The sequence below is a fragment of the Paenibacillus sp. J22P90 genome (assembly GCF_059692195.1).
On sequence record NZ_JCAUAY010000007.1, the window covers coordinates 32,062 to 52,111 of the forward strand.

General features: G+C 45.7%; 13 protein-coding genes. 1 reads left to right on the top strand and 12 read right to left on the bottom strand.

The window, feature by feature from the left end:
* The first annotated feature begins 187 nt into the window (after positions 1-187).
* Entirely contained in the window at positions 188-355 is a 168-nt protein-coding gene (locus AC58UX_RS22010; protein ID WP_497256667.1) for a hypothetical protein, read from the top strand.
* Here the strand turns inward: AC58UX_RS22010 and gyrA are convergent.
* The 12 genes from gyrA to AC58UX_RS22070 all read right to left on the bottom strand — a co-directional run bounded on the left by gyrA (position 346) and on the right by AC58UX_RS22070 (position 19,996).
* Entirely contained in the window at positions 346-2,787 is a 2,442-nt protein-coding gene (gene gyrA / locus AC58UX_RS22015) for a DNA gyrase subunit A (protein WP_497256669.1), read from the bottom strand. The two genes, AC58UX_RS22010 and gyrA, sit on opposite strands and share 10 nt — an antisense overlap.
* A 24-nt stretch (positions 2,788-2,811) precedes the next feature.
* Entirely contained in the window at positions 2,812-4,785 is a 1,974-nt protein-coding gene (gene parE, locus AC58UX_RS22020) for a DNA topoisomerase IV subunit B (RefSeq protein WP_497256671.1), read from the bottom strand.
* 27 nt (positions 4,786-4,812) lie between these two features.
* Positions 4,813-5,805: a DUF2705 family protein gene (locus AC58UX_RS22025; RefSeq protein WP_497257250.1), complete on the bottom strand. Its 993-nt coding sequence runs from the start codon at positions 5,803-5,805 to the stop codon at positions 4,813-4,815.
* A 15-nt stretch (positions 5,806-5,820) separates the two neighbouring features.
* On the bottom strand, positions 5,821-6,783 hold the full coding sequence (locus AC58UX_RS22030) for an ABC transporter ATP-binding protein (RefSeq protein ID WP_497256673.1): 963 nt from the start codon (positions 6,781-6,783) through the stop codon (positions 5,821-5,823).
* A gap of 11 nt (positions 6,784-6,794) precedes the next feature.
* Entirely contained in the window at positions 6,795-7,610 is an 816-nt protein-coding gene (locus AC58UX_RS22035) for a GDSL-type esterase/lipase family protein (protein WP_497256675.1), read from the bottom strand.
* Between the two features lie 147 nt (positions 7,611-7,757).
* Complete coding sequence (locus AC58UX_RS22040) at positions 7,758-9,605, bottom strand: ABC transporter ATP-binding protein (protein WP_497256677.1); 1,848 nt, start codon at positions 9,603-9,605, stop codon at positions 7,758-7,760.
* Positions 9,602-11,443, bottom strand: coding sequence for an ABC transporter ATP-binding protein (locus AC58UX_RS22045; protein WP_497256679.1), 1,842 nt, complete (start codon positions 11,441-11,443; stop codon positions 9,602-9,604). The genes AC58UX_RS22040 and AC58UX_RS22045 overlap by 4 nt, the downstream gene beginning before the upstream one ends.
* Before the next feature lie 263 nt (positions 11,444-11,706).
* Entirely contained in the window at positions 11,707-15,393 is a 3,687-nt protein-coding gene (locus AC58UX_RS22050; protein ID WP_497256681.1) for a dynamin family protein, read from the bottom strand.
* 86 nt (positions 15,394-15,479) lie between these two features.
* Positions 15,480-15,755, bottom strand: a complete 276-nt coding sequence (locus tag AC58UX_RS22055; protein ID WP_028554377.1) for a hypothetical protein — start codon at positions 15,753-15,755, stop codon at positions 15,480-15,482.
* A 25-nt stretch (positions 15,756-15,780) separates the two neighbouring features.
* Positions 15,781-16,452 carry an endonuclease III gene (gene nth, locus AC58UX_RS22060; protein ID WP_497256683.1) on the bottom strand — a complete coding sequence of 224 codons (672 nt, stop codon included), beginning with the start codon at positions 16,450-16,452 and terminating at the stop codon, positions 15,781-15,783.
* A gap of 194 nt (positions 16,453-16,646) precedes the next feature.
* Entirely contained in the window at positions 16,647-19,382 is a 2,736-nt protein-coding gene (locus tag AC58UX_RS22065) for an S-layer homology domain-containing protein (protein WP_497256685.1), read from the bottom strand.
* A 29-nt stretch (positions 19,383-19,411) separates the two neighbouring features.
* Positions 19,412-19,996: a GerMN domain-containing protein gene (locus AC58UX_RS22070; protein ID WP_497256687.1), complete on the bottom strand. Its 585-nt coding sequence runs from the start codon at positions 19,994-19,996 to the stop codon at positions 19,412-19,414.
* Between the last annotated feature and the right edge of the window lie 54 nt (positions 19,997-20,050).

The following is a 20,050-nucleotide window of genomic DNA, read 5'->3' on the forward strand; positions in this document are numbered from 1 at the left end:
ATTTCAGAGTTTGTCTACTCTTGGTAAGATTAGCCTGCGAATCGACGCCGATTAACATTTTGCCCAGTAGTCACATATACTGATCGAAGGTGTATGACACCCTTGTAGACAACAGCAAGTTCCTATTCACTCGGAGAAACTTGACGTAATGACTGCTGTTCACTAACTTTCAAGGAGTGATATGAATATGGAAACATGGAAAGTAGAGCTAGGCAAAAAAGCGCTGGAAGCCGGCATGCTAAAAGACCCACAGTGGCTGGATCGATTAGACGAACCGATGCCCCTGTGGGTCTTATTAGAGTTAGCTTTTACATTAATTGAGAGACTGGATCCTCCAACAGTTAGTTATGATTGAGGAAAACGCAAGATCTCGACAATCGCTTCTGTTTTATTGACCGGAATCAGTGATTTCCCTTGTGATTTGCGATCTTCCAGCGGAGCTGTTTCTGTAGAGAAGCGATGCTTCTCGCCGGTGCTCATCACAGCAGTAACCACATAATCCATTTTCACAATAAATGTCCGGATTAAGGCTGAACCGTTAGGTCTCACACGTTTTCCTTCTTTGAATTCGAAGGTTATGATCCCCTTCCCGCCGCGACCTTGAATCGGATAATCCACGACGAGAGATCGCTTCGCATACCCGAGGTCCGAGATGACCAGCACTTCCCCTTCATCCCCATAAATCCACTCGGCTGAGACGACTTCATCGTCCTCCTTGAGCTGGATGCCGCGCACACCCGCGGCCGCACGGCCCATCGGGTTTACTTCTTCCTCACGGAAACGGATGCTCATCCCTTGCTTCGTGACGAGCAAAATCTCCTTCGTATTGTCACTTAGGTGAACATGCAGCACTTCATCTTGTTCGCCCAGCTTACAAGCCACAATCGCATTGGAGCGGTTCGTCATATACTCTTTCAGCTCAGTACGCTTGACTTGACCTTTGCGAGTTACGAATACGAGTGACTTCGTCGGATCGTCAAAGCCTTTTACGGGGATCACATTCACGATGCGATCTTCCTTCGCAATCGGAATCACATTCACGATCGCTGTGCCGTTCTCTTTCCACTTGTACTCTGGCACTTGATGGACAGGCAACAAATAATATTGCCCCTTCTTCGTGAAGATCAGCAAGCTCTCGATTGTGTTGACATCCAGCAAGAAGCGAAGGTAATCCCCTTCTTTCATGCCTGTATTCTCAAGCTCCCCACCTGAACGTGTAAAGGAAAGCTTGCTTGTACGCTTCAAGTAGCCTTCATTGGACAAGGTGACGAGCACATCTTCTGCCGTTACAAGGACTTCCAGATTGACCTTCAGTTCCTCGACTTCGCCTTGAATCTCCGAGCGGCGATCGATGCCGTATTTCTTGCGAATTTCGCCCATCTCATCTTTGATAACACCAAGAAGCTTCTTCAAGCTGCCGAGAATCCCGCGTAAGTACGCAATTGTTTTCTGGACTTCCTTCAGTTCCTTCTCTAGCGTTGTAATTTCCAAATTCGTTAAACGGTATAATTGCAGGACTAGAATGGCATCAGCTTGTCGTTCTGAGAATTGAAACTTGTCTACGAGATTATTTTGTGCGTCCTGCCGATTTTTCGAAGCTTTAATCGTCGCGATGACCTCATCCAAAATGTTCAGCGCTTTAACAAGCCCTTCGAGGACATGTTCACGATCTTCTGCTTTCTCCAACTCGTATTGCGAACGGAATGTTACAACCTCTTTCTGATGCTCGATATACGCTTCTAGAATCTCGCGAATGCCGAGTTGACGAGGCGCTTTATTCACGATGGCAACCATATTGAAGTTATACGTAACCTGCAAATCGGTTTTCTTCAGCAAATAAGCTAAAATCCCTTGTGCATCCGCTTCCTTCTTGAGCTCAATTACGATACGTAGCCCATTACGACCGCTTTCATCGCGTACTTCGGCGATACCCTCGACTTTTTTCTCCAGACGGATGTTCTCCATCGCAGTGACTAAGCGAGATTTAACGACCTGATACGGAATTTCCGTGATCACAATTTGCTGTCTGCCGCCGCGCATATCTTCAATCGCCGTTTTGGAACGGATATAAATACGGCCTTTACCTGTCCGGTACGCCTCACGAATACCTTCTTCGCCCATGATAATCCCTGAAGTAGGGAAATCCGGACCTTTCACGATCGCCATTAATTCATCAACCGTAATTTCAGGTTTATCAATCATCGCCGTACAAGCGTCAATGATTTCCCGCAAGTTATGAGGTGGAATCTCTGTCGCAAAGCCTGCGGAGATCCCGCTGACCCCATTTACGAGCAAATTCGGATAACGCGCTGGCAAAACAACCGGTTCTTTGGTTGAATTATCAAAGTTATCTTTGAACATGACGGTGCGCTTCTCAATGTCGCGCAACAGTTCCATCGCGATTTCAGATAAACGCGCTTCGGTATAACGCATAGCTGCAGGTGGATCATCGTCCAAGGAACCCCAGTTCCCATGACCGTCCACGAGCGTATGCCCCATTTTCCACGGCTGTGCCATACGAACCATACCATCATAAATGGACGCGTCACCGTGAGGATGATAATTACCCATAACATCCCCTACGGTTTTCGCTGATTTCCGATACGGCTTATCCGGTGTGTTGCCTGAGTCGTACATCGCGTACAAGACCCGGCGTTGAACGGGCTTCAAGCCATCTCGAACATCGGGGATCGCACGATCCTGAATAATATATTTGGAATACCTGCCGAAGCGATCGCCAACGATCTCCTCCAGAAAGGCTGGTAAAAACTCTTCTAAAATGCTCACTTTCTCGTCACCACTCTTTTTGGTCTACTCAACATATTCAGTAAAATCAACGTTTTCGATAATCCAACGCTTGCGCGGATCAACTTTATCGCCCATCAGTGTGGTCACACGACGTTCTGCTTTGGCCGCATCTTCAATTTGCACTTGAAGCAGCGTTCGACTTTCCGGATTCATCGTCGTTTCCCACAGCTGATCCGGATTCATCTCGCCTAAACCTTTATATCGCTGAAGCTCAGTATTTTTACCAAGTTCTTTGACCACAGCCTGCAGTTGATCATCCGTCCAAGCATATTTATGACCACCATTTTTACCTTTTCTCGTCACTTTATACAGCGGTGGCTGTGCAATATACACTTTGCCAGCATCAATCAGCGGCTTCATGTAACGATAGAAGAAGGTTAACAGCAACACTTGAATGTGCGCGCCATCAGTATCGGCATCCGTCATAATAATAATCTTGCCGTAATTCATCTCTTCGGCTTCGAATTCAGAGCCAACACCTGCACCAATTGCAGCAATTATGGCCTTATACTCTTCATTTTTTAAAATATCGAGTAATTTCGCCTTCTCTGGATTCATCGGCTTGCCCTTCAGCGGCAAAATCGCTTGATGCTTTGAATCGCGCCCTTGCTTTGCAGAACCGCCAGCGGAATCACCTTCCACGATGAACAGCTCATTGCGCTGCAAATCCTTCGATTGTGCTGGCGTCAGTTTACCGTTGAGATTGGAGCTCTCACTCTTGCCTTTTTTGCCGCTGCGAATCTCTTCACGCGCTTTACGCGCTGCTTCTCTCGCTTTTGATGCTTGTACTGCCTTTTTCAACATCATTTGGGCGATTTGCGGGTTTTCTTCTAGGAATACCGTCATTTTGTCGGAGACGACAGCATCAACGGCACTACGTGCAACAGCACTGCCCAATTGGTCTTTTGTTTGCCCGACGAATTCAACATCGCCCATTTTGATATTGATGACGACCATCATACCTTCTCTGAGATCCGTACCGTCGAGATTTTTATCCTTTTCCTTGAGAATGCCCCCTTTACGGGCATATTCATTCATCACGCGCGTATAGGCTGTTTTGAAGCCTGTCTCGTGCGTCCCGCCGCCCCGGGTAGGAATCGAGTTTACAAACGAAGCAATCGTCTCTGTGTAGCCGTCATTATATTGCAAAGCGACTTCCACTTCAATTTCGTCCTTCTCAGAGGCAAAATGAATCACAGGATGCAGCACAGTCTTTTCTTCGTTCAAGAAGGCAACGAATTGACTTGCTCCGCCTTCATACTGAAACGTATCCTGCTTATCCGTGCGATCATCCTTCAAGTTAACTTGAAGACCGGAATTGAGGAATGCAATTTCCTGTAATCGTTCAGCGAGCGTATCGTAATTGATCGTTGTTCCGCCTTGAAAGACTCGTTTGTCCGGTTTAAATGTAACTTTCGTTCCTGTACGGTTCGTATTGCCGATGACGTCAAGACCGCTGACGGGTTCACCGACATGTTCCACGCCTTTATCATCTACCCAATATTCAAAGCGCATCTTGTGCACTTTGCCATCACGGTTAATCTCAACTTCTAACCATTCGGAAAGCGCGTTAGTTACCGAAGCACCAACACCATGCAATCCTCCTGATTTCTTGTATCCGGAGCCACCGAACTTACCGCCTGCATGCAGGATCGTGAACACGACTTGCGGTGTAGGTACCCCTGTTTTATGCATACCTGTAGGAATACCGCGGCCATTATCCTGGACGGTGATCGATTGATCTTTATGTATCGTGACATTAATTTTGGAACAATGCTTCGCCAGATGCTCATCGACTGCATTATCTACGATTTCCCAGATCAAATGATGCAGACCTGAGGAACTGGTGCTGCCGATATACATCCCTGGTCTTTTACGAACGGCAACAAGCCCTTCAAGGACTTGAATATCATCTGCTTCGTAATCCGTCACGGGTGTCGTGGCTTTCCCTTTCGCAAATTCTAGCTGCTCAGCCATTGGAGCCCTCCTTTTTCACTTTACTAACTAATTAAGAATATCTTTGCGCGAAAATACCGTAAACGATACGATTAGCGCCAATAGCGTCCAAACGCTTAACACACTCAATGAAAACGTTAAATCCATACCTTGAATAGGCGGGATGCCTCCAGTCAAATACTTGGTCAGGTCCAGATTGACCATAAACAAATATTTAGCCGTTTCCCACGAGGAAACCATGTTCGAAAGAATGGTCCCTGATATTAATACGGCAAGCATGACCCCCATACCTGCTGCGGTTGAACGAATTAGTACAGAAAGCATGAGCGACATGATCGCCACTACGATAGCTGTAAACCATACTAAGCCGAACTCCATCAAAAGGAAGAACCATTGGTCCACAGCACGCACTCGACTAAAATCGACATCTGCGCCTGACAACTGGATACCTGTGAATATCGGCAAATTCCAACCGTTATAGCCGAAAACAATGCCTGAAATCAAGTAACAAAGCAATCCTGTGGCCAAAACAGTCAGCGAAGTAAAGAAGATAACGGTGATTAATTTACTCAATAGGATTTTCCAACGCCGGACCGGTCTTGTCAACAATAATTTAATAGTCCCCGTAGAATGCTCAGATGATACGATATCTGCCGAAATGACCATGATGATCAAAGGAATAAATAAACCAACCGCATTCTTCACAAATTCTCGTGTAAATGTAACCGCATTCGGCGAGCTTGGATTCACATCTTGATCCAGATAATAGTTGGCAATTTGAATTTGAACGCGCAGCTGCTGCTTCCACTCATCAGGTGTTCTAGCTGAGCTGAGCCGTTTTTCCCAATCGGTCACCTTTTGCCGCTGGTCAGCCTTCCAATCCGATGTGCCAAATTGCTTCTGTGTATGTTGAGCAACTCGCATTTGAGCATAAGTGAACATGGGAATTAAAGCAAGTAGAATAAGTAGAATGACGTAAAATCGCTTTTTCTTAATCATTTTGATCATTTCATTTTTAACTAAAGCATATAAACCTGTCAATTCATTCACCTTCTCTTACTCGATTCTTTCCCCTTCTGTCAGACGCAAGAACAAATCTTCGAGTGTTGGATTTTTGATTTCTACGGCGTACAAGCTAATCCCGTTTGCAATGAGGAGTTGACTTAATTTTGGAATATCTGCTTGATCCATTAGCGTTGAAATCTGCTTGACCTCAGGTGGTAAGCTAGCTAAGCTGTCCGAATCCACTTCGAGCGCTGAGGACACCAACTCTGAGGATTGGAGAATGCGTTCCGCTTCTGCACTAGGTGAAACTGTCCAAACTACTCTACCGCCTTGCGCAATGAGTTCATCAACAGCTCCAACCTGAATCACTTTACCATGACTAATAATCGCAACACGATGACACATTTGCTGAAGCTCGCTAAGTAAGTGGCTGGAAACGAATAAGCTAAGTCCATCCGCCGCTAATCGTTGAATAAACTCCCTCATTTCTTTAATCCCTTGCGGGTCAAGTCCATTCGTCGGCTCGTCCAAAATCAAAAGACTTGGTCGCCCCAATAACGCTTGTGCGATTCCTAAGCGTTGACGCATCCCTAGTGAATATGTGCGTACTTTATCATGAATCCGCGCGTCCATGGCCACAATGTCCACGACTTCTTGAATTCGTTTCTCATCTACATTCGGCAGCATTCGGGCAAAATGCTCAAGATTTTCCCAGCCTGTTAAGTAGGAATACAGCTCGGGGTTTTCAACGATACAACCCACTTTGCTCATCGCTTCATCATGATCCTTATGTACATCAAATCCACAAATGTGAATGGTCCCTTCGGTAGGCCGAATTAAGTCAACGAGCATACGAATTGTCGTAGTTTTGCCTGAGCCATTGGGTCCAAGGAAGCCAAAGATTTCACCAGCATACACATCGAAAGAAATGCCTTTGATGATTTCTTTGTTTTTTATGCTTTTTTTCAGATTATTTACGGATAAAACGATCTCAGGCGAAGCTGCTATAGCCATGTCATGCCCTCCTATTTTAAAATTTGGACAATTCGGTCCGCAATACGTTCATATCCGTCTCCATTCGGATGAAAATGATCGGCAGAAGATAAATATTTGATCAAATTTTGCTCGAATAAGTCGTATGTTGGAACAATGACCATTTGAGGATATTGATTCGTTAGCTTAAACACGCCGTTATTCCAGCGCTGCACGGTCAGAGAGCCCTCTCTTGTTGGGTCAAGATCAAGAAAAGGGTGATATAAGCCGATATATAATAGCGTCGCTTTCGGGTTCACTTTGTTGATGGCTGCCGTAATTTTCTCCATTTTGGCCAGCGCAGGATCTACCCGCTTTTCTGCTGCTTCAGGATTAAATTCCGTTTGATTAGCTCCTGTAAAAAGCCCTTCCCCTCCCGCAAAAATATCATTTCCACCAATGGTAAGCAAAATGATATCTGCTTGCGCAAGCGCATCTTGCGTCTTTTTCAACGCTAAATCAGCCAGAAGCTGGTCGCTTTTGTAGCCAGGAATTGCGAGATTATTCAGAAGAAAAACAGGCTTGCCGGTTTGCTTTTCCAGCTTCTCGCGGACACGTCCCACGTAACCTTTGCCCGTATTGTCGCCGGTTCCCGCTGTGAGTGAATCCCCTAAAGCTACGATTTGCAGCTTGCTGCTGCTTTCAATAACCGATGGCTTCGTAGGTGCTGGAGTGGCGAGTTGCAAATCTCCAGAAGCTTTAGGAAACCATATTTGATTCGCCGCGTACGCAAAGCCAACAGCGAACACAATGGTAGAAATGGATGCGGTTAGTCCAATAGCACCCCAGATAAAGCGAGATGATTTCAATGCTGTCCCCTCCTGCGAATCTTTGGCATATTTCCAATTTAAGAGTATAGCTTCTCGTCAAATTTTGCAAACATTGTGAATATGGGCAAAACAAAAAGCTGCCCAACCACAATCACGTGGCTAAGCAGCTTTCTAGTCGTCATAAGTCTATCCGGCATCCTGTAAAAATTTATATTGGGCTTGGATCAAGCCGTAATAGATCTTTTGTTCCTTCATGAGTTCATCATGATTGCCGATTTCCATCATACGTCCATGGTCAAGCACGACGATTTTGTCAGCATTACGTATCGTTGAAAGACGATGCGCCACGATAAAGGACGTACGACCTGCAAGGAGTATCTTGAGTGCCTCTTGAATTTTCAGCTCCGTATCGGTGTCAATACTTGCTGTCGCTTCGTCAAGAATGAGAACACGCGGATTGGCGAGCAATGCTCTGGCGAAGGAAATCAATTGGCGCTGCCCCATCGACAGAACGTTACCACGCTCTTGCACCTCGGTATCGTAGCCATTTGGCAGCAGTGAGATAAATTCATGTGCATGAACAGCCTTCGCAACGTGCTCAATCTCATCATCTGTGGCATCTAAGCGCCCAAAGCGAATGTTGTCGCGAATTGTACCCGAGAAAATAAATGTGTCCTGTAGGACGACACCAATCTGGGATCGGAGACTATGGATGGTTACATCCTTAATGTCCTGACCATCAATCTCAACACGACCCTCTGTCGGGTCATAGAAGCGACAAAGCAAGTTCATGATCGTACTTTTCCCTGATCCGGTATGACCAACTAAAGCGATCGATTGACCTGCTGTCACATCCAAATTGATACCATTCAACGCTGGACGTCCCGGCTCATATTCAAATACGAGATCCTTGAATTTTACATTTCCTTGTACAGAAGGTAAATCCTTCGCGCCCTCGATTTCAGCTACAGTTGGTTTCTCATCGATAAATTCAAAGATCCGTTCCGCGGAAGCCATCGCAATCAAAAGCTGCGAATACATTTGCCCTAATCGTGTAATGGGTTCCCAGAAATACCCGATGTACGTCGCAAAGGCAACGAGTAAACCAACAGTGATTTCTTCGGTTTGAATCAAATGCGCACCTAACCAGAAGAGAATACAATAGCCAATCGCACCCGTAATCTCGATCAGAGGTCCGAACGATTGATTCAGCATGGAAGCGCGGTTCCATGATAGACGATTGGTCATATTCATTTTGTAGAAGAAATTAATATTCTCTTTCTCCTGTGTGTACGCTTGTGTGACACGAATCCCTTGAATACACTCATTCAGATGGGCATTCAAGCGAGATTGCTTCATCGTTACGTCTTGCCATGATCGGCGGATTTTGGTCCGCAGCTTCGTCGATATGACAAACATAATCGGAACCGTTACGATGATCGAAGCGCCTAATTTAAAATTAAATGAGAGCAAAATAATGATAATACCGATCAATTGCACCACATCGATCAACAAGTTAACGACACCGTTCGTAAACAAATCTTGCAGAGAGTTTACGTAGTTCGTTACACGAACAAGCACGGATCCAGCGGGTCTTGTGTCAAAGAATCGAAATGAAAGCTTTTGAATATGACTAAAAAGGTCATGACGAAGATCATAAATCACACGCTGCCCGATCATGTTCGTATATTTAATACGGAATGTATTCGCCAGCCATTGAATGAGGTACACGCCGAGCATAATACCAACAATAAGCAGGAGCAGACTCTTATCTTTAGGGATAATGGCATGATCAATCGCTTCGCGAATGAGCAGCGGAACGGTCAGTTTCGTTATGGCGCCAAGCAGCATCATGATAATGATAATCGGCAGCAATTGTTTGCGATAAGGCTTCATATAACCAAACAAGCGCTTTAATTGGCCCCAGTCAAAAGGCTTTTCGATCAGCTCATCATCTTGATAAACGAAGCGATGACCTGTCTGAGAATCTGGATTGGGTGAAGCCGTCTCAGCTTGCTTCGATGAAGTACTCAATGTGCCAACCTTCTTTCTTGCGTAGAGGCATTGGTTATTGGTTTATCTACTGAGTCTACAGATGTACCTTCTTCACGGGCAACCGCTGCTTCGTCCTTCGCAGTTTGGTTTTGCGGTCCATCTGAATATTGAATATCATACGTTTGACGGTAAAGCCCATCTTGCTGTAAAAGCTCTTGATGCGTGCCTCTTTGAATAACCCGCCCTTTATCAAGCACAATAATTTCATCGGCATGCTTCAAAGAGGAGATGCGATGTGCGATGATGAACGTCGTGCGCCCCGCCATAACTTCGCCAAAACCAGCTTGAATCTCATGCTCGGTTTCCATATCAACAGCACTTGTAGCATCGTCTAAGACAAGAATCTTCGGATCTTTAATCAGAGCTCTTGCGATGGCAATCCGCTGCTTTTGACCGCCGGAAAGTCCAAGGCCACGCTCACCAACTAACGTATCATAGCCCTCTGGAAGCTCAGAAATGAAATCGTGTGCTTTTGCAAGCTTAGCAGCTCGAATAATTTCTTCCATCGTTACATCCTTGCGGCCATAAGCAATATTGTTGCGAATGGTGGAGGAAAATAAGAATGTTTCTTGGAAAACGGTTGAAATTTGGCTGCGGTAGCTTTCAAGCTGCAAGGAGCGAATGTCCTTACCGTCCAGCATAACCTTGCCTTCTTTCACGTTATAAGCTCTCATGAGCAGTGAAATGACGGTCGTTTTTCCTGAACCAGTGCTTCCTAGAAGTCCAATAACGGATCCTGGAGGCGCATCTAATGTAAAATCATACAAGGCCGGTTGTTTCTCTGGATAAGCGAAAGTCACGTTATCAAAACGTACATGCCCCTCAACTTTCGTCAATGCTGCAGCGTTTTCGCTGTCTTTGACATGCATGTAGTGATGGAGAACATCGAGAATTTTTTCGCCAGATGCTTTCGTTTGTGTAAAGTTATTAATGTGAAAGCCTAATCCCCACATCGGCCCGATTATGTACCAAATGAGACTGAAGCATGCTACCAATTCACCTAGTGTAATCGTCTCGTTAATGACCATGTAACCGCCAGCTCCGAGTAAAATAACGACACACAAGTTCGCTAGAATTTCCATGATTGGAAAATACTTCGCCCAAATCCCTGACGAGCCAATATTCATCGACTTGTAGTCTTCATTGCGTGCCGCAAACTTGGAAACTTCATGCGGTTCGCGGGCAAAAGATTTAACTGTCCGAACACCTGTAATATTTTCTTGTACAGCCGTCGTCATCGTACTAAGGGATTGGCGCACCATCCGGAAAGCCGGGTGAATTTTACCCTCAAAACGAACGGCAGTAAAAGCTAAGAATGGCATCGTAATCATCGTAAGTAAAGCTAGCTTCCAGTTGATGGAGAACATCATGCCCATTCCAAAAACGAGCATTAACATGACATTCAAGAGTTGAGCAAAACCAAAGCCGATAAATTGTCGAATCGCTTCCAAATCAGCTGTCAACCTGGACATCAAGTCACCAGTTCTTGCTTGATCGTAGTACTGGAACGACAAATACTGCAGTTTTTTGTAAAGCGCATTTCGCAAGTGAAAGGCAACACGGTTTCCTAAGCGACCCCCGCACAAACCATGCAAAAACTGGAACATCCCCTTCGTAGAAACCACAAGAACAACGATGAGTGCCAGTCGCGGCACGAGGTCAAATTGCTTCTTAGTAATAACATTGTCAATCAAATACCGAAGCAAATTGGGGTACACCAAGCCGAGCGCGGTAGCGATTGCAAGACATGCAATTGCTCCAAATAACAGTTTTTTCTCTGGCCAAAAATATGGCTTCAGTTGCCTGAATACATCCACTTTGGGCCCTCCTTAAAAGGATAGATTTGAAACGCTTATAATGTGTGAACACTTTATGAATCTTAACACCATCACTATATGTGAGCAATTCGAGGATACTCGGATTTAAACGCTTAAATAGGCATAAATTCACAAAATCGTGTAGTAATCCCCCCTATTCTTTTAAATCATCGGGATAACCACCAATGAAAGCCTTTACATGAGCAATCCAAAAAAAGGGGCAACTAAGTTCCAAAGAACCTAGTCCCCCTTTTAAAAAATGGCTATACAAATGCCTTCAACTGATGCTGTTTCGATATGAGTTCATCTAAATCAATCTTCATTTGAAGTGCATCGCGAAGCCCTTCTGCGTGCTCTTTAACCTGTTGCTCCATGATTGTTTTTTGAGCAGCTAGCCAATTATCCAATTGAATACCATACGCTTGTTCAAGCTCCACCGTCTGCGCCTCAATAAACGCAACGACAGGCGCATTGATCCGATTTTCCAATTCAGCTCTCAGCTTGCTCTTCCCATCACCTTCGAAAAATTGCTTCGCATTCTTGAAATAACTCTGAAGCAGCTTTAAGCTCACTTCCGACGCTTCCAGCTTCGTCGTCACCTCAGGCGTCACAAACGTATTGGACTCGTAAGAAGCCTTCTCAAAGCCCTCAAGGAGCACGCTCAGCTCTTCACCCCAGCGATTCATCCGTTTGGTGCTGATGAGGTTCATTCGATTCTCAACGCGAAGTGTAGTTGCAAGAACTTCCTGTGATAGATCATGCCCAATCATGCGCAGCAGCTCATTCCAAGCAAATTGGAGTGCTGCTTTCGGATCCTTGGCTTCATCGCGGAATGTGGAAGGATTGAAAGCAAAATTATACAGCTCACCAAACCGATACATCGTACGTTGTTTGACGTAATACATTAGCTCTTGGATTTCTTTTTTCAATTCCTTCAGCTCAGCATCATACCGTGTATCATCAAGCAGATCTAAGCCCTGCTGCTCCGACTCATCTAGCATGATCAACTGCAGCCTGCGCTCTTCCTCTCCGGATTGCGCCCGCTCTAACCATTTCTGCATGGTCCCAATTGCCCGATGCAGCTCCAAATTAGCCGAATGGATCGCCACATCACTGAGCTCGTTCAAGGTGAACTGAACAAACTGCTGCTCAAACGGCCGTATGCCGGATTGTGTGATGAGGCTTTCGTTGCCATTAATTTTACCTTCTGCCGCTAAATAACTGGAAATCGGATAAATGCGCGGATGACGAATGCCATGCTGCACTAAATTCGTTTCCACATGCTGAACGACGCCTGCCAGTTCCTCTTGGCTAGCCGCCAAATCTGCCGCATTGACGATGAAAAACATTTTATCCATTTCAAAGCTGTCCTTAACGCGGCCTAGCTGAAGCAGAAACTCACGATCTGCCTGAGAGAAAGCATGGTTGTAGTAAGTGACGAAAAGAATGGCATCTGCATTTTTAATATAGTTAAAAGCAACACCTGTATGACGGGCATTAATGGAGTCGGCCCCTGGCGTATCTACGAAAATGATCCCTTGATCCGTCAAAGGATTCGAATAATACAATTCAATAAATTCAACAAAGCAGGACTTGTGTTCTTCCGCTACATAACCTGAGAATTCATCCTTTGTAATTCGGAGCTCTGTTCCCAAATTATCCGAGGCTGCTTCCCAACCTTTTTCAACGGCTTTCAGGAAGGAGAAATGCGGTTTCCCTTTCGCTGTTACATCTGCAGGTGATAGCTGACCGATCCTCTTCAGTGCGGATGTCATATCAGCAGCTTCAACGCCTAGGATTTGCAGCGAGTAGAGCACATCCTCCAAAATGGCGTCGGCCTTCTTCATCTTGACCTTCGCAGTGCCGTGCGGCCAGCCTTCCGTCGGCGGCATGATCTTGTTGATCGCCGCCGTCGTCGGGTTCGGCGACACCGGCAACACCCGTTCGCCAATCAACGCGTTGGCGAACGAAGACTTGCCGGCGCTGAACGCGCCAAACAGCGCAATCGTGAACGTCCGCTGCCGCAGACGTTCCGCTTTCTCGCGCATGGAGCGCGCGAGCGACCTCATCGACGGCAGCCCGTCGATGAGACTGGAGGCCGCCTGCAAATCGGCGGCCTTGCGCTCCATGCGCCTGCCGTGTTCACCTGTGGTGAACGCGGTCGGCACTGTTGGAGCAGCAGCTGCCTCCGCAGGTGCTGCTGTCAGGCCCGCAGCCGCCGACGCTGTCGCGGCGGCCTGCAGGATCGTGCCCATGGAGGTCACGTGCAGGTTAGCCCCGCTCAGCGGGGCTGCTGCCTGCTCCTCCATGGCCGTGTAGAGCTGCGCATCCGGCAGCGCCGGCGCAGACGGTCTTTCCCAGCTGGCCATGCGCAGCAGCTGGGTCTCTGCCGCCGCCTCGGCTTCCTCGAGGCGGGCGAGCTCGCGGCTGGCGCTAAGCCGGCCGCTTAGGGCTTCCAGCTCAGCCGCTAGCGCAGCGGCGGCTGGAGTTGAGCTATCGCGGACAGAAGCCGCGATGATGTCAATGACCGCAAACGCCAGTTTGCGGTACTGCAACCGCAGCTCGCCAGCGAGCTGCTTCATGTAGTTCAGCGTGTACTCGCCGTTAAACGTTGCCCCAGTATTCACCTGAGACGCGATTAAGGCCCCAGTAACTTCAACCCTTAGCGCTTCAATTTGTGCGATCAGCGCAGCGTCATGCTGGCCCTGTTCGTTCGCAGCTTTCTTCAACGCATCACGCAAGTGCCAATCCAGCTGCGCTTCAACTTGCTCTGCCAAATCCGCCTGAAAGGCAATCAGCCGTTTCTCTTGCTCCGCAGCGGTCTTTGCCGCGCTTGAGAAAAATCCTACCTTAAACCCAGGCTTACGGCTCTCCAAATAGGAGTTCGCATAATCCCGCGTCAAGGAAGGCGTAATATTCGCATTTTCAATGATCGCTCCGACATCTTTACGAAGCTCAGTAATTAATTGCTCAGGCAAATTTTTCAATGCTGTGAGCTCAGCTTGCTTGGCATTCGCCAATGCTTGAACATCAAGGGCGTCGCCTTCCTGACTAATCGTTTCCAGCAAGTCCGCTTTTTGCGATTCATGCTGCTCGGCCAGCCATTTGCCATGCTCTGCCGCCAAATAACGTGCAGAAGCATCAATGCTATAGCTCCGCAATATATCTCCATGCTCAATAAGACGGCTCAAAAGCCACTGCAGCTTGGCATACTCATTATGCGGGTGAGCAGGCTCCTTCATCGTAACGTACAGCAAACCGTCCGGCTCGATGCCCCAATTCAAGAAAGCTTGTTTCGTTCCTGATTGGTACTGCTCGAAGGGAAGCTCCCATTCCTTATGTTTATCAATCATATTGACAACCAAATAGAGCGGTTTCCCCCACTCCTTCATTTTCTTCGTAAACGCCAGATTCACTTCGGACTGCACATGGTTATAGTCCATGACGTAGAACACCACATCAGCTAAATGCAACGCCGATTCCGTGGATTGATGATGAGCATCATCCGTAGAATCAATCCCCGGCGTATCCAGCAAGGCCGTGTCCTCGCCTAGAAATGGAATCGGATACGTTATTTCAACCGTTTCGATATCGGTTCCATTCACACAATACGCTTCCAGCTCACTCAGTGGAATCGTCGTCTTCCCCTCTTGATGACGATGTGTCACATGAGCGCCCTGTTCTCCATTTCGAATGCTAACAATATTCGCACTCGTCGGAATCGGACTGGATGGCAGCAGGGCATGCCCGCAAAGCTGATTAATGAGCGTCGATTTACCAGCGGAGAAATGCCCGCAGAACGCAATATTCATGCGTCCACTATCCAGCTTCTCCAACAATTGCCCCATTTTCGTGGCATTATCATGATCCCCAGCCTGCACAAGCACCTGTTGCATCTTCTTAAGCGCATCCGGCATGACCGTGATGCTTCTAGCTACCAATTGCGTCATTCGTTCATTCCGCTCCTCTATGAATTATTCTTAGGTATGCATCTCATCTCTACAGAAAAAAAATCTCCCAAAGGGAGATTCTGGACTTACGTGAGGGCAATTTTCTCTTTTTCCGGAAGGAAAATTTCAAAAACGTCACGATGCTGAAGAATCGTAATATCCGAATCCTTCACTTTCATCACGACAACCTCGGATTTTGTTTTCATTTTGTCTATGTAATTCTGAGGAACCTCACCGGATTCACTGACAGTTACACCTTCAATGACTTTTTCCTCATTATCTGCTAGTGGTGTATTGATCACTTGCTCATAAATATCGGAGAACAATTCGAAGCTATTGGTATATACGGCGATGCATTTCATTTCAATCCCATCCTTTGTCTGCATTTCATTTGTTTGTAATAGTTTTCCTAGTCGGCTTTGGTTTCATACGTTTCTTCCCCTCGCGACAGTTGTCCAATAACGGACATATCTCGCAACTGGGGTTCTGTGCCTTACAGTGGTATCGACCAAAAAATATTAATCGATGGTGTGTTTGCGTCCATTCGTCTCGAGGTATTTTCTTCATAAGCTTCTTTTCAACTTCAAGAACGGAATCATCCAAGAGGGCAAGACCTAAACGCTTGGAGACTCGTTCCACATGGGTGTCTACCGCAATAGCCGGTACGCCGAATGCGTTCGAAACGACCACATTTGCCGTCTTACGTCCAACGCCTGGCAATTCAACTAATTGCTCATGCTTCTCAGGAATTTCACCACCGAACTTGTCCAGTAGCAACTGACACAGCTTATGAATATGACTTGCCTTGTTGCGAAATAGTCCAATCCGCCGAATATCCTGCTCCAGCTCCGATAAAGGAACTGCCAAATAGTCTTCAGGTCGTTTGTACTTCTCGAACAAGTCTTTGGTAACCTTATTCACGGTTTCATCCGTACATTGGGCTGATAGCAATACAGCAATCGTTAATTCAAATGGATTACTGTGGTTCAACTCGCAATGTGCATCCGGATATAGTTCACCGATGGTATCCAGAATATGTCTTACTGCCTTCTGTGTCATAGCTGATCTTCCTTAGGGTCGTAATATTCTCCAGTTTAGCGAATTGTCAGGGCAGAATCAATCCTTGAAAGCGTCAAAATGCGAACATTTTCTAAAAAATAAACATTTTTTTTTGAAATTAATGAAAAACCGCCTGTTTGAGAAAGATGGCTTCTCACATACAGACGGATTTCCGTTATCTTTTGTTCAAAATATTACTTTTCAATCTCAACAATTTTATTGTCGAGGACAAACAATGTCAGTTGGTCGCCAGCAACGTAAGACGATGGCAATACAATGGTCGAACCGGTATGCAAGTAAGCTCTTGGGAACAGATTATACGAAGTCTGATCGCCTGCACCAGCAGCTTTTACATATATTTGGTTCAATGATGTACTGTATTGGTCAAATTCACGTTTCGAAGCTACAGCCACTTGGATAAGCAACTTATCATTGACATCCTTCATCAATTGGACACGATCTCCAATTTTAATTGAGGAGAAGCTCCAGTCCACACCGCCGTTGAGTTTTACACTATAATTGCTGCCTGCATTAATAACTTGACTTTTTCCTGTAAAATCTTGAACCGTCAAGCTTGTGCCTGCCGCATTCACAGCAGTTACTTTCCCACGAATCGGTGTTACGAGCTCAACTTTCGTAATTGTAAGCCCTTTGAAGCTCAATTTTACATAGTCATCAATTGTGAGGTCAGCAAACGATCCAGTGCTTCCATCAGCTTTGACAATAGGAACTCCATCTAAAGGGATGGTAAAGGTGGCATTCGCTCCGTCCAGCACGGTCACTTGCTTTAAATTGTTGTTTATTAAAAGTGTTTTAAACACTTCCGTTTTACTTGTGACAATTTTGGTCACATTACTTTGATCAAAGCTTAGGATCAGACTCACGCTGTTTCCTAGCTTCAAATCAGCAAGCGTACTGTTCGCTCTATTGGCAATTTCAACAATTGGCGTGGAATTCAGCTTAAACGTCAAGCTTTGTCCGCTATCCGTTTTCAACGTCACATCACTCGTCAGTAAGTTCAATTGTGTTAGGACACCGTCGAGCTGCGAGGACATTTGAATTTGTTTGACCGTGTCATTGGAAACGAGTAGATCAACATATTTGCCAGCAGGGAATAGGTTTACAAAATTGGAGAATGGCAGCTTCGTACCACCATACATGATAGATACGCCATCATTCAAAATATAAGCATGCGGTTTCCCAGCATTGTCTGTTACCGTTAAAATTTTAGATGAGTCCTTGTAATCAATAATTTTGGCAAAATAAATATTTTCAATCGAGCGATTCGTTACTGTAATCGTTGTAACTTTATTATTCAATACATCCAGCTTCAACTGATCCCCAGCAGCCAGATCATAAATACTTGCATTGGCCAATCCATTTATTACAACACGTGTGTTATTACTTAATTCAAACGCGTCTACCGTCTTACCAGAAGATTTATTAATCAAAATCGTGGATTGATCGTCCGTAAATTGTTTGAACGTTCCTTCCACACTCGTGCCAACATCCGCTTGCTTTTTAACGATAATTTTGACAATTTCACTATTTTTCACGGTATATTCAACAGTATCGCCAACATGAATGGCGTCGATGTTGATCAACGTGTTATCAGCAAGTGTAGCAATTACATTGCTCGAGAAACCGAATGTCTCTGGCTCCCCTGAAGTAGGATCAAGAATCGTCATTTGCATCGCATCTTTATGCAGCGTTTGAATATCACCGATCGCTGTTTTGTTCACAGGGATTTGTTTAACGACGATCGACGTATATTTGTCACTGTCCACGAGCTGACTTTTCCGAATTTGGATTGTGCTGCCTGGAACGATCTCACCTAAGCTTAGGCCTCGTCCGTCCATATCTGTCACTGTAACATCTGAGGCTAAATCATAGCTTTCAAAATCGTCTAAGGTCGCTTTCATCGTTGTCATATTAAGCTTTAACAACTGTCCCTCATGAACATCCATATGAAGCTCATTACTTAGGATTTCAACGTAATAGGCGGTGCCGTTCACTTGAACGAGCGAGACCTCATACGTTTCTTGTAGTTCTTTCGACGAAATTGCGGTATCATCCACGTTGCCATAGAAAACTGTAGATGGTGATGTTTGTGATATTTTGTATGTACTCGTATTGCCATCCTTATCCATAATGCCGATGCTGCCGCTTGTTAAGCTAGTCAAATAGCCCTTCTTCGCACGCTCAGGCAAAGAGATTGAATCCTTTTGAGAACGACTGAGGAACGCTGCCATTTGAGCACGCGTTACAACGCCTTTCGGCTGGAATGAACCATCCTCGAACCCATTTACAACTTTCAAAGCAACTGCTGCATTTACGAATCCAAGCGCACTACTGCTGATCTTCGAGTTATCCGTAAATTCAGAAGCCTTCTTCGACAAGCTCTCTGCCAACGATGCTTTGCCAATGGCGCGAATGACAACTTCCGCTACCCATTCTCTTGTAGCTTTTTGCTGTCCCCAATTACCCACTATCTTGGTGCCTTGGCTTCTCAATTTTTCTTGCTCAGTTGAGATTAAGCCCTTTTGCAGCGCAAGAGCTACATAGTTACGTGCATATTTATCAACTAACATGAAATCAGGGAAAACCGTTTCGGCTGCGAAATTATCCACATCCGACTGTAAACCCATCATTCTTGTAGCCATAATTAATACATCTTGTTGGGAAACTGAAGTTTCCGGTGAGTAAATTCCATCCGCTACCCCTTCAATAACCCCTTCCAAAGCTAGTTTGGAAATGTGACGTATCCCCCAATAATCGTTGCTCACATCCGCAAACGAAAGTCGGACATTTGAGCTTGCAGAAGTGGTTGATGTTGTTGAAGTTGCAGGTGCTGCTAGGACTGGCGTAGCTGCTAGACTAGTGATGAGCACAGAGCTTACGATAGCACTCGCCAATTTCATATTTTTCATAATGATTCTAAACTCCTCTACAAATGCTATTAGTTAGGTCGTTTGATAGGGTATGGAAGCTCCAAATGACCCATTAAACTATCTACTTGCTTACCGTCTTTAAGGACGTACAAGGTTTTCACTTCTGGGAACTGGAAAACTGTTTTCTTTAACGCTTGTACAAACAACTCTTCTCCAGGTGCCCCCATCTGCGTCTTAGGACCAAATGCTAGATCAAGCTTCATTTCACCTTTGACCGCATCGAATTTCACACTGGTGAACTTTAAATCCTCGAATAACGGAATCGCTTTGGGATCATCACTTTTTTGTAAAGCCTTCAAAGCAGCTTCGTAAGCGTCAGAATCTTTCTCCACGCTGATCGTAACTACTTTTTCAACTAACTTCATTTCATCTTGATCACTAAAATAAGCTTTCACCTGCACTTGCTTTAGCGGCGCAGTTGTAGGCTTCGGCGTTATCGTTGGGGTTACCGTTGTTGCAATCGGTGTAGCTGTAGCTTGCGGTGCCGTCGTAGAAGCTCCTGTTAGTTGAGTTTTCTGACCACAGGCCGTTACGGACAACGTGATGGCACTGACAAGAAGCGCTCCTTGCACTAGGCGACTTGTTTTGTTCATCTTTTTCACTCCTTAGCGTTATGTCTAGACATGCTAGCCTAGTTTTTTCCGCTT